The sequence below is a fragment of the Vibrio splendidus 12E03 genome (genome assembly GCF_000272105.2).
In the GTDB taxonomy this organism is placed as follows: Bacteria; Pseudomonadota; Gammaproteobacteria; order Enterobacterales; family Vibrionaceae; genus Vibrio; species Vibrio splendidus_I.
The window spans coordinates 1-23,464 of record NZ_AJZD02000327.1 but is presented as its reverse complement, the minus strand read 5'-3'; the positions used below and the strand labels follow the sequence as shown (position 1 = coordinate 23,464).

Annotated in this window: 19 protein-coding genes; 8 read left to right on the top strand and 11 right to left on the bottom strand. The window is 44.9% G+C overall.

The annotated features are described in order from the left end of the window. On the bottom strand, window positions 1-1,275 hold a 1,275-nt coding region (locus A142_RS20850), incomplete at its 3' end, for a VCBS domain-containing protein (protein ID WP_019821321.1). Between the two features lie 301 nt (window positions 1,276-1,576). On the opposite strand from A142_RS20850, the gene A142_RS20845 reads away from it, so the two are divergent. After that, complete coding sequence (locus A142_RS20845) at window positions 1,577-2,884, top strand: TolC family outer membrane protein (protein WP_019821320.1); 1,308 nt, start codon at window positions 1,577-1,579, stop codon at window positions 2,882-2,884. Then, the gene (locus A142_RS20840; RefSeq protein WP_029405367.1) at window positions 2,884-3,495 is read left to right on the top strand and encodes an OmpA family protein; all 612 of its coding nucleotides are present in this window, start codon (window positions 2,884-2,886) and stop codon (window positions 3,493-3,495) included. Before A142_RS20845 ends, A142_RS20840 begins: the two co-directional genes overlap by 1 nt. Window positions 3,496-3,686: 191 nt before the next feature. Here the strand turns inward: A142_RS20840 and nhaA are convergent, their stop codons facing one another. The 5 genes from nhaA to A142_RS20815 form a co-directional block, all read right to left on the bottom strand. Continuing rightward, window positions 3,687-4,850 carry a Na+/H+ antiporter NhaA gene (gene nhaA, locus A142_RS20835; protein ID WP_029405366.1) on the bottom strand — a complete coding sequence of 388 codons (1,164 nt, stop codon included), beginning with the start codon at window positions 4,848-4,850 and terminating at the stop codon, window positions 3,687-3,689. A gap of 295 nt (window positions 4,851-5,145) precedes the next feature. Then, entirely contained in the window at window positions 5,146-6,294 is a 1,149-nt protein-coding gene (locus tag A142_RS20830) for a lipocalin-like domain-containing protein (RefSeq protein WP_019821317.1), read from the bottom strand. Then, window positions 6,284-8,737, bottom strand: coding sequence for an ABC transporter permease (locus tag A142_RS20825; protein WP_029405365.1), 2,454 nt, complete (start codon window positions 8,735-8,737; stop codon window positions 6,284-6,286). Before A142_RS20825 ends, A142_RS20830 begins: the two co-directional genes overlap by 11 nt. After that, a complete protein-coding gene (locus A142_RS20820) occupies window positions 8,718-9,389 on the bottom strand; it encodes an ABC transporter ATP-binding protein (protein WP_017060385.1) in 672 nt (223 codons plus the stop codon). The genes A142_RS20825 and A142_RS20820 overlap by 20 nt, the downstream gene beginning before the upstream one ends. Window positions 9,390-9,511: 122 nt before the next feature. Continuing rightward, window positions 9,512-10,885 carry an MATE family efflux transporter gene (locus A142_RS20815; RefSeq protein ID WP_019821315.1) on the bottom strand — a complete coding sequence of 458 codons (1,374 nt, stop codon included), beginning with the start codon at window positions 10,883-10,885 and terminating at the stop codon, window positions 9,512-9,514. Window positions 10,886-10,983: 98 nt separating this feature from the next. On the opposite strand from A142_RS20815, the gene A142_RS20810 reads away from it, so the two are divergent. Beyond that, window positions 10,984-12,444, top strand: coding sequence for a DUF2867 domain-containing protein (locus tag A142_RS20810; protein ID WP_019821314.1), 1,461 nt, complete (start codon window positions 10,984-10,986; stop codon window positions 12,442-12,444). 97 nt (window positions 12,445-12,541) lie between these two features. Here the strand turns inward: A142_RS20810 and A142_RS20805 are convergent, their stop codons facing one another. From A142_RS20805 to rsuA, 3 genes are all read right to left on the bottom strand, one after another. Further along, entirely contained in the window at window positions 12,542-13,201 is a 660-nt protein-coding gene (locus A142_RS20805) for a DUF2913 family protein (protein ID WP_010441495.1), read from the bottom strand. Further along, on the bottom strand, window positions 13,201-14,418 hold the full coding sequence (locus tag A142_RS20800) for a Bcr/CflA family multidrug efflux MFS transporter (RefSeq protein ID WP_019821313.1): 1,218 nt from the start codon (window positions 14,416-14,418) through the stop codon (window positions 13,201-13,203). Before A142_RS20800 ends, A142_RS20805 begins: the two co-directional genes overlap by 1 nt. Window positions 14,419-14,618: 200 nt before the next feature. Further along, window positions 14,619-15,314 (bottom strand): 16S rRNA pseudouridine(516) synthase RsuA, encoded by a 696-nt coding sequence (gene rsuA / locus A142_RS20795; protein ID WP_029405364.1) that lies wholly within the window; start codon window positions 15,312-15,314, stop codon window positions 14,619-14,621. Between the two features lie 97 nt (window positions 15,315-15,411). Here rsuA and A142_RS20790 point away from each other — a divergent pair, with 97 nt between their 5' ends. The 4 genes from A142_RS20790 (at window position 15,412) to A142_RS20775 (ending at window position 19,905) form a co-directional block, all read left to right on the top strand. Continuing rightward, window positions 15,412-17,154 (top strand): DEAD/DEAH box helicase, encoded by a 1,743-nt coding sequence (locus A142_RS20790; RefSeq protein ID WP_019821311.1) that lies wholly within the window; start codon window positions 15,412-15,414, stop codon window positions 17,152-17,154. A gap of 180 nt (window positions 17,155-17,334) precedes the next feature. Then, on the top strand, window positions 17,335-17,733 hold the full coding sequence (locus tag A142_RS20785; RefSeq protein WP_017066076.1) for a PepSY domain-containing protein: 399 nt from the start codon (window positions 17,335-17,337) through the stop codon (window positions 17,731-17,733). Window positions 17,734-17,794: 61 nt separating this feature from the next. Continuing rightward, a complete protein-coding gene (locus A142_RS20780) occupies window positions 17,795-18,454 on the top strand; it encodes a response regulator transcription factor (RefSeq protein ID WP_017060377.1) in 660 nt (219 codons plus the stop codon). Between the two features lie 104 nt (window positions 18,455-18,558). After that, the gene (locus A142_RS20775) at window positions 18,559-19,905 is read left to right on the top strand and encodes an ATP-binding protein (RefSeq protein ID WP_019821310.1); all 1,347 of its coding nucleotides are present in this window, start codon (window positions 18,559-18,561) and stop codon (window positions 19,903-19,905) included. Window positions 19,906-20,012: 107 nt separating this feature from the next. Here the strand turns inward: A142_RS20775 and A142_RS20770 are convergent, their stop codons facing one another. Both A142_RS20770 and A142_RS20765 read right to left on the bottom strand, forming a co-directional pair. Beyond that, window positions 20,013-21,290, bottom strand: a complete 1,278-nt coding sequence (locus A142_RS20770; protein WP_029405363.1) for an LssY C-terminal domain-containing protein — start codon at window positions 21,288-21,290, stop codon at window positions 20,013-20,015. A 14-nt stretch (window positions 21,291-21,304) separates the two neighbouring features. Continuing rightward, window positions 21,305-22,033, bottom strand: coding sequence for a glycosyltransferase family 2 protein (locus A142_RS20765; protein WP_019821309.1), 729 nt, complete (start codon window positions 22,031-22,033; stop codon window positions 21,305-21,307). 369 nt (window positions 22,034-22,402) lie between these two features. Between A142_RS20765 and rplY the strand changes: the two genes are divergently transcribed. Beyond that, window positions 22,403-22,681 (top strand): 50S ribosomal protein L25, encoded by a 279-nt coding sequence (rplY, locus tag A142_RS20760; RefSeq protein WP_010441516.1) that lies wholly within the window; start codon window positions 22,403-22,405, stop codon window positions 22,679-22,681. The last annotated feature ends 783 nt before the right edge of the window (window positions 22,682-23,464 follow it).

The window sequence follows — 23,464 nt, the reverse complement described above, 5'->3', positions numbered from 1 at the left end:
GGTCAACATACCTAACGCGGTATCATTGGTTGAGCCTTCAGGATTAAACACACCGTTTGGTTGAAAAGCAGCGACGTCGTTATCGTCGACATCGGTGATCGTTAGTGTCCCAGAAGTAATTAAGTTGTTGCTCTCTTGGTCAACATTAACATCCTCAGTCACTTCACCAGTGTCTGAATCACCTTCACCTACGGTTATATCAGATGGGTCATCGGCACCGTTAATAGTGATGATCACCTCACTCGTAGTACCGTCACTTGCTGTCACAGTATAAACTTCAGTAACGAACTCATCGTCATCCAAGTACTGAACGTCATCGTTGTTAACTAGGTAAGTCCAAGCACCATCAGGGTCGATGCTCAATACACCTAGCTGTGATTCGTTTGTTGAACCTACGAGGTTAAACTCACCGTCAGCTGAAAAAGTAGGAGTGTCGCTGTCTACATCTGTAATCACAATCTGACCGGATGTCACTAATTGATTGGTGGTTTCATCTACATCAATGTCCTCAGTCACACTGCCCGAGTCATCAGTAGCCACAGCTGCATCATCAGTACCAATTATCGTTACTGTAATGACTTGTTCGCCTCCATCGGAGGTTTGTACTGTCGTCGAGTCTTGAATTTGCTCACCATCCGCAAGCTCATCATAAGGACTGTTGGCCACGAAGGTCCAAGTACCATCTTCGTTTATAACAAAAGTACCGAGATCATTATCCCCAGCGACCTCTTTAACAATAAAGGTAACGTCTGGGTCTTCACTCGTTAAAGCGCCCCCAGTTTCAATAGGTTCATCCTGCTCAAACTCAATAACATTAGTTTCACCTGAAATAAGCGCAAAGGCGATAATATCAAAAAGAGCAAGACTTTGAGTTTCCGACAGACCTTGAGACTCAAACCCGTCAGTTTCAAAATTTGTGGCAGCTTGAGTTTCAGCCCCAGTACGTTCAATTCTACCGCTGTTGGTCAAACTAGAGCCTTCCTCACCAGCGGCAGTATCAAACTCATCTCCTAGTTCCGTTGGATCAAATCCTTCTTCAATAGCACGCTGAACTTGAGCGATCGCGTCATCAGTATCTAGCACATTTTGTTGGCCCTGGTTATCTACAAAACGTGCAGAAACACTTGGCAAATTTTCTTCACTAGTATCAAAACTGATAATTACGTCGCTGGCCGCTGGTTGTTCGCCCGGAGACAAACGTCTAACTTGGCCTTGAGCGTCGAGCACTACACTCCCACTAGCAAGACCTAGTATATTTAGGTTGATATTTCCCATATCCATATTCCCACTTCTGCCCAGAACACGCCAAACGCGGAATCAATCCCACCCTGCGCTGTGGCTATTTCCTACAATAAATCTAGTAGTGGTACTATTGATAATCAACTCACTAAAAGTTGGTAAACCTGTTACTTTTTAAATTAGTCAATGGCAATAGCGACTTACATTCAAAAAAAAACCAACAAACTTCGCATTTTTTTGCAAATGTCCTAAGCTTCGTTTAATACCCTTCTCTCAATTCAGCGGTAAACGTAGGTTGGGAAACGGATGAGACATTGAAAGTAGAAGGAGAGCTACTTTGAAATTGTTTAAATTATCCATTATGTGTTGCTTAGTTGCTTCAACACCACTCACCGCTCAAACTCTGGAACAGTCTGTTGCTATTACTTTGGCGACGAATCCAGAGATAAAAAGCATCTTCAACGAATATGTGAGCGTGAAAAAACGTAATGATGCCTCTGGAGGAGCGTACAAGCCCAGCATCGACCTTGATGCTGGTATTGGTTACGAAGGCATAAACCCTGCACCAAATAACGGCCCCGATACGGATCTAACACGAAAGGAAGCGACGATTTCCCTCACTCAATTGCTGTGGGATGGTTCTGCGACGCTGAACGACATTGATCGTACCGCCGCAGAAGCCGAGTCGGTACGTTTGCAATTGATCGCGGATGCCGAAGACAAAGCGCTGGAGGTAACACAAATCTATCTAGATGCAGTGAAAGCCACTGAAGTGCTGGCACTGTCAGAAAGTAATCTTTCAATACACAAGAAAATTTATAAAGACATAAAGAAACGAGCGAATTCAGGCATAGGTTCGACAGCTGATGTATCGCAGGTAGAAGCTAGGATTGCGAAGGCTCATGGTAATTTGTTGGCCGCACAGAATAATTTGATCGATACCCACACCCAGTTTAGACGAGTGGTGGGTCAAGAACCCCTAGGCTTAATTTACCCAAGAGCCGATATTTCTAAAATTCCTTTGTCGTTAACTGACGCCATTGTTGATGCATTAGACCAACACCCAGTGATCAAAGTTGCAAACGCAGATGTCGATTCAGCCCACTTCCAATACAAACAATCAAAGGGCGTGAACTACCCTACCTTCTCCATCGAGGCTTCTCAGTCGTGGCGTGATGATGCAGGTGGCGATGAAGGCTCAAGTCAAGAGACCCTCGCGATGCTACGCATGCGATATAACTTGTACAACGGCGGAACAGACAGTGCTAATTCAGAAGCTGCGGCATACCAACTGAACAAAGCAAAAGATCTGAGAGATCGCGCTTATCGACAAGTGGAAGAAGGTCTTCGCCTCTCATGGAGTGCATTGGATCTAACGTTACAACAAAAGAACTTCTTATCAGATCATGTTGATTCAGCTTCGGAAACCGTTATCGCATATGAAAAACAATACCGAATAGGTAAGCGTACTCTACTTGACTTGCTCAACACTGAGAACGAACTGTTTGAAGCCCGTAAAGATTACCTCGATGCGCATTACTCCGAGCAGTACGCTAAGTACCGTGTGATGAACGCTACAGGTTCTTTATTGAACGCTCTACTGGTCGACATTCCAGAAGAGTGGACTACGCCCGTGGAATATTAATGATGAAAATACCTTACTTATTACTTCCCGTGTTAACGATGACTTTACTTGCCTGTTCGAACCAGCAGGAAGAGACCTATATCGAGACACCTGAAGCAGAACAGATTGCAGACCTTCAAGACGATGATAGAGATGGTGTGGTGAACGCTCGTGATATCTGTCCAGGTACGCCTGAGACATCACAAGTCGACAATGATGGTTGTGGAGAAACGATTCGTGCGGAAGAAGTCAGACAGCTAAAAATACTCTTTGCTCATGACTCATTTGAAGTGAACCCAATCTTCTCAGACCAGATCAGCACGATGGCAGAGTTTCTTGAAACCTACAAAAGTGCATCGATTGAAATACAAGGCTATGCGAGTAAAGTGGGCTCCAACGAGTACAACTTAGACCTTTCAAAAAAACGAGCAAACAATGTTCAAGACGAGTTACTGTCGAATGGTATCGAACCAGAACGTGTGAGAATTGTCGGCTATGGTGAAGAACGATTAGAAAACGATGGTGATGACCCTACTTCACACGCACTAAACCGTAAGGTAACAGCGACAGTAGTTGGGTTAAGTGAGCAAATCGTAGAAGAATGGACCATTTTTACCACGCTAGAAAAATAGCGTGACATTGTCACTGAAAGTGTAACGTGGGTTATCTTACAAAGATTGCTTAGCTACAAGATCAATAAAGCCGTGATAGGGTTGCCTATCACGGCTTTTTGTTCTTTGTAACCACTGAATCTCGGGAATGACTCAGTGGCTCTTCTTGCTACACAGGAATCGGCTCGATCGTTAACCGAACCAATTACCGATTATAGTTTTACTTCTTGGTGCTTAGTTTTCGGTAGAGAAATACTTAGCAGGAAGTAACCTAAGATAGCTGCTGTCGTAGATCCCATTAGGATGCCTAATCGAGCTAGCGTATCAAAATCTGCGTTCGTTGGACCAAATGCCAATGAAGAGATGAAGATAGACATCGTAAAGCCAATACCACACAACACAGAGACCGCGAAGATGTTCATGAAGTTCACACCTTCAGGAAGCTTAGCTACGCCCGTTTTCACAGCACCCCAGCTGAATAGGAATATACCCAGTGGCTTACCAACCAATAGACCCATAGCAATACCAAGCGGTAGCATGCCTGTAAGGTTTGAAATTGAGATGCCTTCCAGTGAGATACCTGCGTTTGCAAATGCGAAGATTGGCAAGATTGCAAAAGCGACGTATGGGTGCAGAGCATGTTCTAGATGTTTCAGCGGAGAATGTTCTCCTTTATTACCTTTCAGTGGGATAGCAAAACCAATGACTACACCAGCCAATGTTGCGTGAACACCAGACTTCAATACAGCGAACCACAGGATCGCGCCAACAATCAGGTAAACGCTTAGTTTAGTAACATGCTTGTTGTTTAGCATGAACAACACACCAGTCGCGATGAAGCCAACTGTAAGTGCAAGCGTTGATAGGTCGCCTGAGTAGAACAGTGCAATGATAACAACAACACCTAAGTCATCGATAATTGCTAGTGCTAGTAGGAATACCTTCAAGCTTACCGGTACACGGTTACCAAGAAGAGCCATGATACCCAATGCGAATGCGATATCCGTTGCAGCCGGGATAGCCCAACCTTGAAGCGCTTCAGGGTTACTTGAGTTAAATAGCACGTAAATAAGTGCAGGAGCTAGCATACCACCTACAGCTGCGATAGCTGGGAAGATTGCCGTCTCTTTAGACTTTAATGCGCCTTCTAAAAGTTCGCGCTTAACTTCTAAGCCGATTAGAAGGAAGAAGACAGCCATTAAGCCATCGTTAATCCAGTGAGACACAGACATACCAAGAACGTAACTGTGAAGTACACCTTGGTACATTTCGTTCAGTGGTGAGTTTGCTACAAACATTGCGATCGCCGCAGCGATGACTAGGATGATGCCGCCAGCAGATTCCAATTTAAAGAAGTCACGGATGACGTCGGTCATGATTTCGCCCTTATATTTATTATTTAAATAAACGAATAACAAAGAATAACAAAGAATAACAAAGAATAACCCAGAGTTTATATCCAAGCTTTATTGATAGATAATCACTTCTTCGGATGTTTAACTTCGGTTTTTCCTACAAATACTAAACAATACGTCGTATATTCCATAATGTTGTTATGCATCATAAAATAAGTATAGATGAGATCACCAAGGCTGTATGCACAAATAATTCGAGTCTGGTATGAATAGAAAACATAAAAAAAGGCTATCAAATGATAGCCTTAGGTGTTTTTTAGTAACCTGTTAACTGCATAAAGCCTGTTGCTTCATGGCTTCCACTCGCCATAATCGGCCCTTCCCAATATGGTATGACAAAAGGTAGCCACATATCCCTACGTTTGATACGTGTCGTGAGGTTGATATTGTGTTGAGGCACATTAATAATCCATTGCAGTGGCATTCTTCTACCATTCAGTAGCGTCGTATTCTGCAAAGGCTTGATAGAAATATCGGAGTCCGTGAGCTGATACACTTTGCCAGAACGAGTGGCTAATGTTCCGAATACATAAGGCAGCTGTTGATTATGGCGGTAGCGGTTAATACTCAGCGCTGTACCATCATCAAGATTAAATACGAACCAATCCCAACCTTGTTGACCCACTCCAAGTAAGCCACTACCCCACTCTTTATGCACCCAAGCAGTGCCTTCGACTTCCTTGGCAACGCCATCCAGATTCAACACGCCACTTAGAGACAAGAACGGAGCGCTGAAATTATAAGACGCAACTGGTAATAAATCGTGCTTTTTCTGATAGCCATTATCGCCGTTGAGTACATATGGCCCTTTTGCAATAGTGTCGAGCTCAAGTCCAAAAGTGTCAGTTTGCACTTGAAGACGGCCTGGAAATGGTGTGTTGCCGAGTGCACGCCAGTTCCAGTTATCAATCCAAAGTCTGAATGGACGGTTAGTCATCCCCGCTTGGCCAATGCCGCCACGAGCCATACGCTGTTCTTTCCATACTTTGGACTTAGAAGAGACCACTACATTTGAGATATAGACTTGAGGGCTTTGCCACCCAGGAGTTTCACGTTCGTCCGTTGCAATACGGAAAAAGCTCCACTGTACCGAATAGTCTTTGCCATCGTCGCCTTTTAAAGACGCAAAATAATGCCACCACTCATGTTGAAACTCTGGGTGGAACTTAAAATCTTGTGGTAGCGAAACATTTCGGTCTGGTAACACTGGCTCAAACACATTGAAATGTTCACTAACCAATACCGAGTTAACCTCGTTAACCCCCTTCTCACCAACGTCAACAAAATAAGAGTAGTACGCCCAGACACCTAAAATAGTACCAAAGAAACCAATCAGTAATAGAGATGAAACAAATCGGTGTCTGAGTTTCGTTGAGCCATTTCGTTGAAGCATCTTAAAGCGCATCCCTCAATGATTTCATCGGGGTGTTCCGAATCATTCTCATCACTGGTAAAGCACCAGCTAACATCAATGCTGCCATAGCCCACGCAAATGTCTGTAAATAGTCCCAAGGAATCACTTGTAACTCGAGTGACCACCCAAAAGACTGCTTAATAACGATATCAACAATCAAGCTTGCTAACGCTAAACCGAGCGGAATCGCAATCAAGGAAGAAATAAGTCCAAACACAAACAGCTGCAAACTACCTGTCAGAATCAGCTCTTTTGCCGAGACACCTAAACAGCGCTGCAGCGAAATATGCCTTTGTCGAGACACTTCACCCGCCACGGTTGCGAAAAAGATACCGAAGACTGCAATTACCAATGTGATGTTGCCCAATGTATCAGCAATCGCGAACGTTCTATCAAACACACGCATTGCTTGGCTGTGAATATTGTTGTTATCAAAAACCCGCTCAGAACCAAGCCTAAATACACTTTCTAATCGGCTGCGAATTCCAACTGAATTGACATCATCTTTGAGTATCACGCCAAGGCCTACATTACCGCGCCCTGCAAATCCATACAGCCAGTTTCGATGTGACATCATGACTTGATGATAAGGGTTACCATAATCGTAATATACACCGACAACTTGCCAACCAGAGCCGAGGCTATCATAGAGGTCAATGTAATCGCCTGGGCGAATCCCCAACTTGAGAGACATCGATTCACTGATCAACACACCTTTAGAGTGATGTAAGTGGTACCAGTAATTCGGAATGCCTAATTTTATCGTCAGCGCTTCTAGTTCGCCTTCAGAAGGGCCAGTACTGACCACCTGAATACTGCCGACTGGAGACGCAACATCTTTCTCCCAACGCCACCAAACCGAATCCACTTCAGGTTGGTCTGACAGCCAGTTACTCATACGAGCAGCGGCATTGTTGGTTGGGTAGATATAAAGATCTGCGGCCAGGCGCTGTGTTAACCATTTATCAGTAGTATCTCTAAAGCTACCAACCATGGTTTCTACCCCAATATTGGCTGTTAAGGCCAACATAAAGGCCATCGTCGCCACGCCACGGTAGCTCATGCTTGAAGCGGCATCAGCAAAGAACCAGCGAGCTCGAACCCAGCGCAATGAATAAGATAAGCTATTAAATAACTTCCACATCAAGAATGGCGTAAACAAAGCCACACTAACGAGCATCAATGCAATAATCGCAAAGCCAGACTCTTGAGTCTGAGGAGCTTGATACACAGCGACAGCTGCAACCAAGAAGCCACAACCGATCAATGCTTGCCAAGTAAATTCCGTACCGGCAAAACGCATCAAAGACAATCGAGAGGTCAAACGAATAGGTTGCGACCTTAGTAAACGAACCAATGGCCAAGCACACGCTAGGAATGCACCAAGTAGTGCCATTAGCAAGCTGTAGCCGCTCCATCGCCAATTCCAGTCGATAGTTAGGCCAACGTTGGCGTCATATAAGTCACCTAAGCTTGAAGATACCGCCGGTAACAATTGGTTAGCCAACATGACACCAAATACATTACCGCAGATCCAACTCAGTACCACCAGTAGCAGCAATTCTAAGCAAAGCGCTTTAGCCAGTTGCCAGCCAGACACCCCCGTCTGTCTTAAGATTCCAACTAACGGCTGACGTTGAATAAACGACAGTGACATCGCTTGATAGAAAATAAACAAGCCAACCACAAACGACAGCATACCCATCGCTTTAAGATTTAAGTGAAAAGCACTGGTCAGCGACTCTAGCTCCGCTTTAGAGCTGCGGGTGATCGTCAACCCATTCGGCAACATATTTTTTAGGCGCTCAAATTTCTCAGTAGACATGTCAGAGCAAGCAATCACTGAGAGTCCTGCACTGCGTTTAAGCATGCGGAGCAAGGAAATATCTGCTATTAACCTGGTGCCATTAATCAGGTTATTTTGATCGACAACCACAGGACCAAGCTCAGAGCCGTCCATTAGAGGAATGTAATCACCGTTGTTCCATTCCATATGTTCAGCAAGATCATCACTTACAAGGATTGGATATGGCGGTTTCATGAGGTTTAAAGTGGTGAGATCTTTTAACGCAATACCCGGCTGCAACTGAAGCATAGAAACAGGGTCTATGCCGATAAGCATGAAGTTCGCGCCGTTTTCATCAGTGATACGATGGTGGTCAAAAGGAGAGCACTGTTGAAAGCCTTCACGGCGAAGCTGGATATAAAAACCTTGTGGGATCTTATTAGCGTTGTGTTTTGGTCGAATACGGTAAGGAAGAGGATTCGAAAAGAGTTTTTCGCCATGTGCATAGCTTTGCTTGGCGTGTTGATTGATAGCAGTAACACCAACCAAAAGTGATACGCCGAGGGTTAAACCAAGCCATACCAAAATAATCTGCAGTGGGTAACGTCGATAGTGACCGAGTAGTGCCTTAACTACGGGCCATAACATGCAGTTGCCCTCCTTGTAGACGGATCCTACCATCCATGTGCAGTGCTACTTTTTCACTGTGTGTCACCAGCAACAAGGTACATTCTAATTGGCGAGCCAAAGAGGTCAGCAAACGCATTACGGCTTCTGCATTACGCTCATCTAAACTACCGGTCGGCTCATCGGCCAACAATATTTTTGGTTCCATATACAGTGCACGCGCAATTGCCGCACGTTGTTGTTGACCACCAGACGCTTCTTCAGGGTAGCGACCAAGCAAAGGCATAAGGTCTAAAGCAGAGAGAATTTGTCGCCACAATCCTTTGTCTTCAGGCAAGCCTTTTAACTGACGGCAAAAGCGGATGTTATCGGCAATATTAAGCGTCGGCAGTAAGTTGAATTGCTGAAAGATATGGCCAATGTTGTTTCTGCGATAAGCGGTGCGGTCACGCTCAGTAGAGTCGTGCATATTGAAGTGAGGGAAAGCGATTTCGCCTGAATCCGCTAGGTCTAACCCCGCGATAAGGTTCAGTAAAGTACTTTTACCTGAACCGCTTTCTCCCATTAATGCTAGCTGGTCACCTTGGTTTAATGTTAATTCAGCACCTTGCAAAACAGGGTGAAACTCCCCCCCATCGACATAGCCTTTACATAGGTCTGACAGCTTTAACATTAAACAGCTCACATTAGTTAGAATTTGGAAGGAGAATCTACACTAATTCCCTGTTAGGAGGAAGTATTTTGAAAGATAGATCACACACCAACGATAAAGTGATGTGATTGGTGCGCCCTACTTCAACTTCCTATCAAGTTTTTAATCCATTTTCTTGTTTTCATGCGATAGAGCGACCCGCCCCACTTAATCACTTCTTCGGTAAGGAAAAGCAGATACACCCATTCAGGCGGAAACTTAAGATAGATTGCGGCAATAGCCGCTAGTGGAATACCAATCACCCACTGAGCAATCACATCTTGATAGAGGCAGAACTTTACATCGCCGCCCGCTCTCAACACACCAACAATCACAGTCAACGGTACAGAACGAATAATAATACCCACACTCAGAATCAGAATGAACTTTTCTGAGAGAGCTCTAGTTTCTTCGGTCAGTGCGCTAAAGGCATTAAGTATTGGCGTTTGAACGAAGTAGAGAAAAACGGCCACAACGATACTGGTTAAGAAACACAGAATCGTTAAGCCCAACGCTTGATAGTAAACCGCTTCATTGTTTTTCGCGCCAAGTTGGTTCCCCACAAGAACCGCTGCCGCATTCGATAAACCAATCAATAAACTCAAGGAGATAGATTCAACTGGCGTCATCACCGAAAGCGCTGCTAAGCCTTGTACACCTGACTGTCCCATAATAGCGTGATAAGCGAACAACCCACCAGCCCAAGCTAAGAAGTTGAAGGTCGTAGGCAGGGACAACTTCAAGAAGCGAATCACCTTATCAATCGAAGCTGCTGCTTTAATATCGCAGAACTTAAAAGCTAATAAATGCTTAGAGAAATAGAGATAACCAAACAAAGTCGCCACTTCAATCGTGCCACTTAGTACCGTCGCAATCGCCGCACCTTTGATTCCAAGCGCAGGAAAGCCCAAGTTACCGAAGATAAGCACCCAGTTTAAGAACACATTAGACAGGATGCCGATACCGCTAAAGAAGGTACTTAGACCAGGTTTGTGCATCGCTCTCAAACCTACAGCCATACTGCTGACACACGATACCGCTAGCATGCTAAATGAGGTAATTACGATGTATTCAACGCCTAAGTTGATGACCTCTTGAGAGTCAGTCGTCACGCCCATGATTTGTGCAGGAAATGAAACGAAAAACGCAATGGTCAGTAATGCAAACAGTGTCGAAACCAGCCACGTCAGCGCAGTACTTTCTCTCACACCTTGTCTGTTACCCGCGCCCCAATATTGAGCAGTAAGAAGAGCACCGCCCGTGGTAACACCCACCAGCATAATGGTCGTCACGAACATCGCTCGGCTCGCAACACCCACTGCCGCTATGTCTGCTTCTCCAAGTTGCCCCAACATCAATACATCCACCAAGCCTCGGCTTGAAAACATAATGCTCTGCAAGGTGATAGGCAGTGCAATCGCAATAAGCCTGCGAACAAAATCACCTCGTGTGTGATGAATAATTGAAGAGAGCAACATATATAGAGACCTAAACGGAACGTATTGATGAATAAAGATAAATATCGCGCTATTATATCAATGTTCGGTTTTTAACCACAGATATAAATGGAGTAACAATGAAGAAAGTACTGGTTTTAGGCGCTTCTGGATATGTTGGTTCGCAACTCCTCCCTCTCCTGCTTGAGCAAGGCTATCAAGTCACGGCAGCAGCAAGGCATATCGACTATTTAAAGGCACGGACCGAGCCTCACGAAAACTTATCGCTTGAGTATCTTGATCTGGCCGATCAAGCTGCGACACAAGCCTTAGTCCCCGACTTTGATCTTATCTTCTTTCTCGTCCATGGCATGGCAGAAGGCCACGACTTTATCGATTATGAGCTGAACTTAGCCCGTAACTTTGTTTCGGCTCTTGGCCCAAAGAATCAACACGTCATTTACCTGAGCTCTTTACAGCCTCAGACAGGTGACTCAGAGCATCTTCAAGCGAGAAAGAAAACCGGTGAGCTGCTTCGTAAAGGACCCGTTCCAGTTACCGAGCTTCAAGCAGGCGTCATCATAGGACCCGGCTCTGCAGCATTCGAGATCATGCGAGATTTCGTATACAACTTGCCGATCATGATTGCGCCAAAGTGGGTCGACTCTAAAGCGAACCCGATTGCCTTGCAGAACCTGAACCATTATTTACTAAAACTCGCACAAGACACGCCAAACGAAAGCCAAACCTTTGAGGTTGGCGGGCCGGATATTGTCTCTTACCGAAACCAGTTCGCTCATATTGCCAGAACTGCCGATCGTCCACTCAGGCTATGGGCTACATCGCTGCTCACACCCAAGATTGCTTCATATTGGCTAGGCGTAGTGACCTCTGTACCATCCAACATAGGCAGAGCACTGCTTGCTGGCTTAAAGCACGACTTCATCGCCAGTTCGACCACTATCAGAGAAAAGTACCCTCAGAAGCTTGTCTCGTTCGAAAGCATGGTGGAACAAGCCATTCACGCTGAAGGAAACTTTGTCAAAAGCAATGTGTGGGGTTTCGATAAAACTGCCTTCAAACGCTGGCAAGCGGGATACGGTTATTACCCGAAGAAAACAGGCGCTAGCATCACGTCTACAACCTCACTAGAGTCTCTTTGGCAAGTAGCTCAACAGATAGGAAGCCCGAAACAGGGTTACTTCTTCGCTAATGCTTTATGGCGCACACGCGAATGGTTGGATGTTCTTTTCGGTGGTGGCGTACCTGTTCGTCAAATGCCGGAAGGCCCCAACCTAAAAGTCGGTGACAAAATCGATTCGTGGAAAGTGATTCGTTGTGAAGAAAACCAGTTTTTATCTCTGCTTTTCGGCATGAAAGGCCCGGGCTTAGGACGACTGGAAATTACCGTTTCTGACAACGGAGATTCTCGTGAACTGAACATATCTGCTTGGTGGCACCCTAAAGGCTTTCTTGGATTACTGTATTGGTTCGCAATGATGCCAGCTCACCTGTTTATTTTTAAAGGCATGGTGAAGGCGATAGAGAAGCAAGCTAAAGAGCAGATGCGGGATTCGAGTGTCGAGATGCGAAGAGATTAAAAGCGGATACGTATTCAAGTGGTGAGATGAGAATAGATAAGAAAGATGCGAGTAAGTGGCTCTTCGTATCACTTATCTCGCATCTCGTATCTATCCGTTAGCCAATAACGCTAATTGGGATTTCAGCCAACTGGTTGCCTTGGTTAGCTGGGTATACGATGTATTCACCGTGGTACTTCACTGCAGACTTATAGTCCGTCACTTTGTGAAGCATAAAACCCGCTTCCATCGCAGCTTGGATAAACTCAGCGTGGTTACCACGAACAAACCAGTTCATTGGTTTAACCATCAACTCACCGTCAAAAGAGTCGTCGCACTGTTTACCACACAAGGCAAAAGAGTGCTCACCATCGGTGAAGAATTGAATCTTACCGCCAGTTGTTAGCTCATCTTCACTCGATACGCTCCAACCCATCTCGTACATTTTGTCCATGAACGCTTCAACATCACTGTCTTTTAGCGCTTTAGGCTCTTCGCCTTCAGGGAAAAAACGTCCGTAAAACGCAGAAATACGTTTAAAGGTAAAAGTTAAATCAGAGTTGTTGCCTTTTGAGCGACCCTGTTTCTGCCAGCGAACCAAGTCCGGCACAATCACACGATCATAAGCTTGAGATTTAATCGCTTTTGTTACCCAACGAACAAGGTAAAGGTTGTTCGCGATAGGCGCGTCAATGGCTTTGCCTGACTTATGTAGAGCGTACAGCTCGCCTAACGCATCATTCACTAACTTCTGAATTTCAATATAGTATTTTGACATTATGCCTTCTTTCCTAATGTCCAATATAGTAATGCTGACAGTATTGCACATGCTGCCATCACCATAGCCATTGGTCCTGCAGTGTCACTTGGTAGCATGGCAACAATTGCCCCCACCACAGAACCAGTACCAAATCTTAATGTGCCCGCAAGCGAAGACGCTGTGCCGGCCATATTCGGGTATCCGCTTAAAAGCAGCGCCATCGAGTTACTACCAATAGTAGACAGTGTGCCGATAAACAGCATCACGAATGGCACAATACCCCACAAACCGATATCTAACATCCAACCGACTAACAGACCTAAGCCCGCAAACAGTTGAATGGTTAAACCGACTCTGAGCATAGCGTGAGAGCCCACTTTCTTAACGATTCGACCGTTGATGCTTGTCATCAAGATCATAGCAACAATGTTCAGACCAAACAGGTAGCCAAACAGATCAGGGCGAACACCATAGATATCAATGTAAACGAATGATCCAGCCGTTAAGAACGCAAACATCCCTGAAAAAGAGAATGCACCAGAGAAAATCAAGCCCATCGCCGTTGGGTTCTTACACAAACGCGCGTAATTACGAATCGTTGTTTTAAAGCGCAGTGGCTGTCGCTTTTCTACAGGGAGCGTTTCAGGGATCTTCATCGAAACCGCTAGAATTACGATCACAGCGAAGATAGCCAGTACCCAAAAAATAGAGCGCCAACCAAACCATAATGCCAAGTAGCCACCAATCATCGGAGCCACCAATGGCGCAACCGTCATCACCAAGGTAACGAAAGACATAGTTCTCGCGAAATCTTCACGATCGAACATATCTCTTACCACCGCTTGGATGATAACGGCCGCAGCAGCACCAGCAAAGCCTTGAGCTGTACGGATGTAAGTCAGCGCTTCAATGCCGTGCGTTATCGCACTCACCATAGAAGCGATAGCAAACAAGAGCACACCAATAAGCAGTACAGGTTTACGACCGTAGCTATCCGCCAACGGACCATGCAGTAACTGTCCCAGAGCGAAACCTGCGGTATAAGCTGTTAGCGTGATTTGCACCTCACCCGCCGTCACACCAAGATCTTTGGCAATGGTCGGCATCGCTGGCAGATACATATCAATGGCTAGCGGAGTAAGTGCACCAATCGCACCAAGAATCAAAAACAGCATTAAGCCTAATTGAGGGGTTTCTGGTTGGGAGCTTGGGCTCTGTGAGGTCGATGTTTGCATGGTTCTCCGAATGTTCAACTGATAGAGCTAGGGACTAACGTGAGTACGCGAGTCAAAGATTGGCTGAGACTTTCCTAGTACCAGTCAACATCATCAGCCGACGCTATCCATGGTCGGCTTTACAACGAAAGGGCTATTTCCAGCAAAAGTTGTTTCTTGCTAAGAACAATTTCTTATTAAGAGCAACTTCTAGCTAAGGACTACTTCCAGATTGAATCGACTTCTTCTTGCGTTAGGTAACGGTATTCACCTAACTCTAAAGATTCGTCCATCTCAATTTCGCCAATACGTTCACGGTGCAGTGCTTCTACCTTGTTACCAATAGCAGCAAACATACGTTTAACTTGGTGGTATTTGCCTTCGTGAATCGTTAGCAGCACTTCACGCTCTGCACGAACTTCTAGGTGTGCAGGAAGTGTTAGGCCATCTTCGCTCTTAAGCTGGATGCCCTCTTTGAATTTTTCAACGTAATCGTCTTCAACAGGTTCAACCAACCACACACGGTACGTCTTCTCGCACTTGTGCTTTGGCGAAGTGATACGGTGAGACCACTTACCATCGTCGGTAATCAACACAAGACCTGTTGTATCAATATCTAGACGGCCAGCAAAGTGCAGCTTGTCCATTTTGATTTCATCAAGTAATTCAAACGCGATACGATTTGCGCCATCTTCATGCGAACAAACAAAGCCTTCTGGCTTATAAAGCATGATGTAACGTGGGCCGTGAACATTCAGTTCATTGCCTTGCCATTCCACAACGCACTCTTCAGTTACCTTGAGTGAACCGCTTTTTTGAATGACATCATTTACTGTCACTGCCTTGGATTTTAATAAGTGTGTTGCTTCTCTTCGAGTGACGCCTAATGCATCGCACAGAAATTTATCTAAACGCATGAATACCTCAACTAATCTAAGTCGGGTATTATAGTCACCTTTGCTCAATTAGTTGAGCTATTTCACACTATTTGTTTTCTACCCTACAAGACGCGATATGTATACACTCCGCCCATACCAAGCTGATTCTGTAAAATCAGTGATTCATTACTTCAGAAAACACCAAACTCCGGCTGTTCTCGTGCTTCCGACAGGTGCAGGAAAAAGCCTTGTGATTGCAGAGTTGGCAAGGCTTGCGAAAGGTCGAGTGCTGGTACTTGCTCACGTAAAAGAGTTGGTTGAACAGAACCATGAAAAGTATGAAGGTTATGGGCTGAAAGGCTCAATTTTCTCTGCGGGTTTAGGACGCAAAGAGACCGACCAACAAGTCGTGTTTGCTTCGGTGCAATCTGTGGTGCGAAATCTCGATTCATTCTCTAACCAATTTTCACTGTTGGTTATCGACGAATGCCACCGTGTTCCCGATGAAAAGACCAGTAGCTACCAGAAAGTCATCACTCACTTGCGCGAGAATAATTCTGGCATCAAAGTGCTTGGATTAACGGCTACCCCGTATCGTCTTGGGATGGGTTGGATTTATCAATACCACACTCGCGGTCAAGTACGTTCAGATGAGCCACGCTTCTTCCGCGACTGTATTTTTGAGCTGCCGATTCGTTATCTGCTCGACGAAGGTTTCTTAACTCCTGCACGTATGATCGATGCACCCGTGTTGAGCTACGACTTTTCCCAGTTAAAGCCAGCGAGCACTGGTCGCTATAAAGAAGCAGAACTCGACATGGTTATTGAGCAATCGAAACGCGCGACCCCGCAGATTGTCGACCAAATCATTCACCTAGCCCAAGACAAACTCGGCATCATGGTATTCGCTGCGACCGTTCGACACGCGCAAGAGATCCTCGGCTTATTGCCAGAAGGTGAAGCTTCAATTGTGATTGGTGATACACCAACTCTCGAACGTGACCAAATTATCAGCGACTTCAAAGAACGTAAAATCAAGTTCTTGGTTAACGTATCGGTATTAACCACAGGTTTTGATGCGCCACACGTCGATTTAATCGCGATTTTGCGCCCGACAGAATCCATCAGTTTGTATCAACAAATCGTTGGCCGTGGCTTACGCCTATCTCCGGGTAAAAAAGAGTGTTTGGTGCTCGACTATGCGGGCAACAGTTACGACCTTTACCAACCTGAGGTCGGCGATCCAAAACCGGATTCAGACAGTGAAATTATCACCATCCCTTGCCCGGCGTGTGGCTTCAATAATAACTTTTGGGGCAAACTAGACAGCAATGGCTTCTTGCTGGAGCACTTTGGTCGTAAATGCCAAGGCTACTTTACCGATGAAGACACGGGCGAACGCGAACACTGTAATTATCGCTTCCGAGCGAAATATTGCGGTGAATGTGGTGCTGATAACGACATTGCTGCGCGCATTTGTCATGAGTGCGATGCAACCTTAGTCGACCCAGACAAAAAGCTAAAAGAAGCACTGAACCTAAAAGATGCCTTGGTATTTGAATGCTTGGAAATGGATCTCAACGTGCTCAAAGACGAGAAAGGTAAATCACAACTTAAGGTCACCTATCGCGGGGAAAACCAAGCGCAAGTGCATGAGTTTTGGTCATTAACCACCAAAAAGCAGAAGCAAAACTTCAAAGACCAGTTTGTTCGCCCTCACCTTGCAGACAGACATCGCCCTTTTGAAGAAGCCTCACCGACGAAAGTGGTTGCTCACCAACATAGATTCCGCCCACCTCAATTCGTGATTGCACGTAAAGTCGGACGCTTTTGGAAAATGAGAGACAAGATATTCGAAGACGAACTACAGCAGCGTTAAGGTTAAGAATAAAGGTAAGTCTTACGTTCTTAACACTCGGCAATTAATCTTATGTATTAAAGCCTGCGCCATTTAAGCGTTAAGTTTTTCGGTATCAAATTTTCATTATTAATCAGGTTCACTTTCTGTTCAGAATTACTTTTTTATACTGAACGCTATCAACCTTCTCTAGGATTCGCTATGTTTAGTAAAGCTATGATTTCTTTGTTTTCTATAAGCTTAGGCTTATTTGTTTCTGCTGGCGCATGGGCTGACTCACATCATAATGGTCATGAATTAGTGCAGGACGTTCATAAAGCAGGAACCAGCATCGAATTTGAAGAAGATCAAGACGAAGTCTACGAAGCCGTACGAGAAGGCTACATTCGCCCTTTCTCAGAAATGTATGCCGCGGTTGAAAACGATCTTCATGGCAGAATCATTAAAGTAGAACTAGAAGAAGATGACGACATTTGGGTGTATGAACTAAAAATCAATTACCAAAACAACATCATCAAAGTCGAATACAACGCTGAAACGTTAGAAATGCTTATGATCAAAGGCCGCAACTTTAAAGACGCAATTAAACACGGCGACTAGTTACGTACGACGAAGAGCTAAGCACGACGAACAGTCATTACAAGAATTAAGAAGAACAATTATGAAAATTTTAGTCGTTGAAGATGAGCCTCGTTTGGGCCAACAAATTATTGAAACACTTGAGGGAGCCGACTGGGTTCCAGAGCTTTCTCAAGATGGTATCGACGCACTCTACCGTGCAACGTCAGAAGAATGGGACGCGATTGTCCTCGATTTAGGTTTACCTAAGCTTGACGGCCTAACGGTATTAAAAGGCATTCGAGACGAAAATATCAACACACCTGTGATTATCTTAAGTGCTCGTGACACGCTGACCCAACGTGTAGAAGGCTTGAATGCAGGCGCTGATGATTACCTAACTAAACCATTCGAAATGGTCGAGCTGATAGCCCGTATCCGTGCTCAACTGCGCCGCGCATCAGGCAGTGCTGCTCCAATACTTCAAATCGGCGATCTAAGCCTAGACACACGCAGTTCCAAAGTGTTGTGGCAAGGCCAAGCGGTTAGCCTTACCGCGCTAGAATATAAAGTCGTTGCGTACTTCATGCATAACCAAAACAAGGTTATCTCGCGCACAGAGCTAGTTGAACACATCTATAAACAAGACTTCGACCGAGACTCAAACACTGTTGAGGTGTTCATTGGTCGTATTCGCAAAAAAATCGCACCAAAGATCATCAAAACCGTTCGTGGCCTTGGCTACCAACTGAATGCCGAATAACTCAGTCGTCAATCACGCCAAGAGTAACCATCAATTAAGTGGACAGCCTGTTCTGATCATCGCAATACGATAAGTCACGATGAGCAAAGGCAGGCTGGAAATACATGAATCTAAAGAAACGAACACTTAAAAACATCAGTCTAAAAAGCCGCTTGCTCCTTGCTGCGGCTTTTTGGCTAGGTGCGATGATATTAGCGGCAGGTGTCGGGATTCCGAAGCTGGTTAACGACTACCTCGTCGATGACATGAAGCAGCAGCTTGGCTTAACCATGGATGAGTTAACCGCCAATATCGAAACCAATGACAGTGGTAACCTGATCATGGCAGAGCGTCTGTCTGATCCTAGGTTCAACCAACCCTACAGTGGTATTTATTGGCGCGCCGCTACCCAAGAGCAGATCATCCGATCTCGCTCGCTATGGGATAAAGACCTCACCATCAAGCGTTCGCCAATTCACACATCAGTCAAAGGGCCTGAGAAAGAAAAGCTGATTTACATCGAGCAAGATATCTACCTGCCTGAATTGAGCGACCCTGTCACGATCACCATTGGTATCGATGAAGATCCATTAGAATCCACACTGACCGAACTGACTGGTCAAGTCTGGTTGATTCTCATGTTGCTGTTTGTTGGCGTGCTGATGTTGATCGGTATTCAAGTCAGTTGGTCGCTATTACCGCTCAGCAAGATGCAACGCGAACTGGTGATGCTAAGAAACGGCGAGCAACAAGGGTTAAGCGATAACTACCCAAAAGAAGTTTCTCCATTAGTCTCGGACCTCAATGCCCTGCTCTTCCACTATCAAGAGTTATTAGAACGAGCTCGTAACCACGCGGGTAACTTATCTCATGCGTTGAAAACTCCGCTGTCGGTTCTGAAAAACGAGATAGAGCGACTTCCAGAGAATGACAAGGCACTGCTGCAACAACCTATTCATCAGATTCAAAGCCAAATCGATTATCACCTTGGCCGCGCTCGTATGGCAGGTGCAATGAACATTCTTTCGGTGAAGTCTTCACCTTGTGAGCGTGTCGAAGCTATCTCAATGGCGTTTGATAAAGTCTACGCTGCCAATGAAGTCACCATGATTAACGAGCTAGACTCTGAGATTGAAGTGGCAGTAGAAAAAACCGACCTTGATGAAATGGTCGGCAACCTACTCGAGAACAGTTACAAGTGGGCGGGCAGTATTATTCGTGTCCATGCAAACGAACTCGACGATGGCAACATAGAGTTGGTGATCGAAGATGATGGTCAAGGCATTCCTGAAGAGAAGCTTGAGCAAGTGACCAAACGTGGCGTTCGACTTGATGAAACCACGCCAGGAACAGGCTTGGGGCTTAACATCGTGAATGAAATGGCACACAGTTACCGAGGCAGCCTAACGCTCAGCAAGAGCTCAATGGGCGGCTTAAAAGCTTCTCTGGTGCTTAAACTAAGTAAAGGCTAACCACATCCAGTAAATATTAAACGCAATAAGCCCTAGCGCAATGCTAGGGCTTAGTTCAATCGACCTTATATACGACTCTATATATCGTTCACAGCAACATCCAAAGCTTAGGAATCATCACTCAGGGGCGTTGCTCCAATCATTAAAATCCTACCATCTGTATAATAGTCATGCTCTTCATTGAGCACTTCCACAGTTGCCAGTGGATACTTGTCTAGTTCAATATCTGGTAGTGAAGTTCGTATCTGGTTTGCAAGCCTATCGCGCTCTTCATCCACATTAGGGGCAATATTATGAAGTATGGTCACAATGCCTGAGTAAGGGGTGACTTTAAGGCCATCATCATAGCTAATTGCGCCTAACCACTGAGGCTGGTTAGTTTGAACATCAACACCTGCGCGCCACCAACGAATATGGCTGCGCTTCATCAAATTACCCGGCAATTGAAAAGCCATATCTTGCGGCTTGTCTCGCCAATATAAATCGGACACAGGTGGCGTTTTTTCTCTAAGCAATGCGAGATAACCAGCCCATTCAATCTCATTTCGAGAGAAGGTTTGATTCTCTATCCAGCCTAGTTGCTTCATTAAGTCTCTTGGGGTTGCTCCAACATAAATTACGTTGATCGCTTGTGCTGAATAGAATGACGATTTCCCTGGGAATGCTTTATAGGTAACCGAGTTCCAGTCTACTTTGTTTATTTGAGCCGTCTCTTGTTGATTCTGAAAGTCATCCGCTTTCCAAAAAAAGTGGGCGTAGTTCGCAAACAATATCCACGCTAACAACAGCGCACTCGACTTAAGAACCAAGCGTCGCCACTTCATTCGATAACCAATAATAGTGAAAACCAATACCGCGAACACACCGACGATCAAACTATTATGCTCAGAGATAAATATCTTAAGGCTATTAAGCCACGGAAAGTTTTCAACGCCGTGCGCCAATAACATACCCCAAGCAATGAACTGCCCTCCACCAAGGGCCAAGCCGATAAACGCCAACACACTGAAATTGCGCCACGGTACACGATGCGAACCCGCTATAAATGGCACTACCCAAGCGATAGGCCCTAATAAGCGAGCAAAAAGAATGATGTATGTACCTTTACGAGCAACCAAATAGCGGCAGCGCGCAATTAGTCTCTTGGTTTTAGGGCGAAACTTAATAAGCCTTCGTTGCGCCTTAGCACCGTATCTATAACCAATGAAATAACTGAGTTGATCACCAAGCAAACCACCTAGCATTACCAAAACCAACGCCATCCATGCACCTGAATACAGTTGAAAGCCCGCAGCGATAAAGAAGGGCTCTCCCGGTACAAATAGGTTTGAGCCAATGAGAGCATCACCCAATGCCCCCAAAAACAGCCCGAGTCCATCAAACATAACAACCTCAATGCTTACTGTTCTTTATAGTGACCAAACTTGTAGTTCATCTCGTTGTTACGCATTTCGCCTTTAAAGAAGCGTCTTACGTTAGCTTTAAGGTAAGTTGAACCTGTCTTCACAACGCCATCTTGATCTAATCGACGTGGGTCAAAGCCAAAAGTCATATTCAAGAACCTAAATCGCCATGTTTTGCTCGCTCGTTTTACGTAGTCACAGTCTTCACACAGTACGATCTCTTCATCGAAACCACCGATCTCATCATGCGCTCGTTTCGTCGAGAAAATACACGCGCCAATCGCCGTTGGGAAAAAGAACTGGGTAGTAAACAAGCCTGCGTTAAATAGCCCGTAACCAAACTTGTGCACAAGCGGCAGACCTTTCGAACTCATGTACACTCCGGCCACCTCAAGCTTGTTCTCTTCTAGTTCATAAAGCGCTTTCGCAAGGAAGTTTCGAGGCAAGCTCACATCGGCATCTAAGAAAAGAATTCTGTTATATTTCGCCAATGAAGCACCTGTGTTTCGACCAAGGCTCACACCACGATTTTCCATATGATGGACAGTTAACTTTGGCAAGGCGTTTTCATAAGCTTGTGCCACTTCTCTTGTGTTGTCTTCACTGTTCGAGTCGACAACAATCACTTCAAACTCTTGGTGGGTTTGCGCGCTCAACTCTTCCATTAAGCGGCTAATACGTTTCTCTTCGTTTAGCGTAATTACGACAATGCTTACCGGTTCCATATTTTCACCTATTCATTCTGCTGTTTAATTAACACTAAGATTAACGAACCAAGCCTTAACCAAGTCTTAGGCGAACATTCATTTTCCGTTCATTAACTTGATGATTTAGCAGTGATATAAATAGAGAAGAGTGACGATGAAAAAGGGGGTAAAATAGGCTAAACAAGCGTTAGCGGACGTTTTATCTCCAAACGAACCAATTATCGAAGGAAATTTACTTTGAGGTGGGCTTCTGACTTGCTCATTTTGAAATGTGATGTTAGTATCCGCGCTCGCTTAAGCATGAACTCGTTTATGCCTAAGCATTACCACATACTCAAGGTCGCATTGAGGTGTGAAGTTAATTTTTACTAATTTGAGAGTAAAACTATGAAATTTGAAGCAGTAGTACGTACTGAACTAGGTAAAGGTGCGAGCCGCCGCCTACGTCACGCTGGTAAATTCCCAGCTGTAATCTACGGTGGCGAAGCAGCAGCTGTAGCTATCGAACTTGTTCACGCTGACGTGATCAACCAAATGGATAAGCCTGAATTCTACGAAGCAATCACTCTACTGATTGACGGCGCAGAAGTTAAGGTTAAGCCGCAAGACGTTCAACGTCACGCGTTCAAGCCAAAAGTTGAGCACATGGACTTCATCCGTATCTAATTCCCTACCAAGGAATAAGATTGGATTAATCCAGCCTTCTGCATAGAAAAGATAATCGATCTTACCAGTCGAGAAATCTAGAAATTCGAAACCCCGATGCTACCAACATCGGGGTTTCACCGTTTTTGAGCCCTCAAAAACGTCGTAAATCTCGCGCAATACACTGAAAATAATCAACTTTCCTCTTCCCCACTTTATCCCCGTCTTGCTTGGGTGGATTAAGGGTGGACGAAAGGTGGACTTATACAGTAGTTTTTCTAACAGTAAGACTAGACCGCTTTTTCGCTAGGTTCAACACACTACTCAAACAAAAAGACAAAACCGACTAGCATCTAGGATGTTACTTGTATGGTCTTGTACGCACTTCTAAACGAATATAGTCATCAATAATGGGACGACTCCTTTAGCATAACTAAAAATCGCTGAGAACCGCCTATTTACATTCCTGTGTATTGGACAAGACGTTACCACCGCGTAATACACTCTAGGCTAATCAAACAACTCTGAAAGGCGATCAAGAAAACACTTCTTACCTTACGTTCATTCTTAACACCATCTTCCAATCCAATCCTTCAACTCTCATTTAATGACATAACACTCCAGAACTAGCCATTAGCAAGTAAACCTACTCATCCAGTATTAAGAACTTTAAAGGCCTATAGGCACTCACTGATCCGCACACTCACTTTCAAAACATAACACTCGCTTCTCTGGCCAAAAATCATGGGTTCGGATTCCGAATAATTGCTAGAACTGCATATTTCGGAGAATTCCGATCAGTCA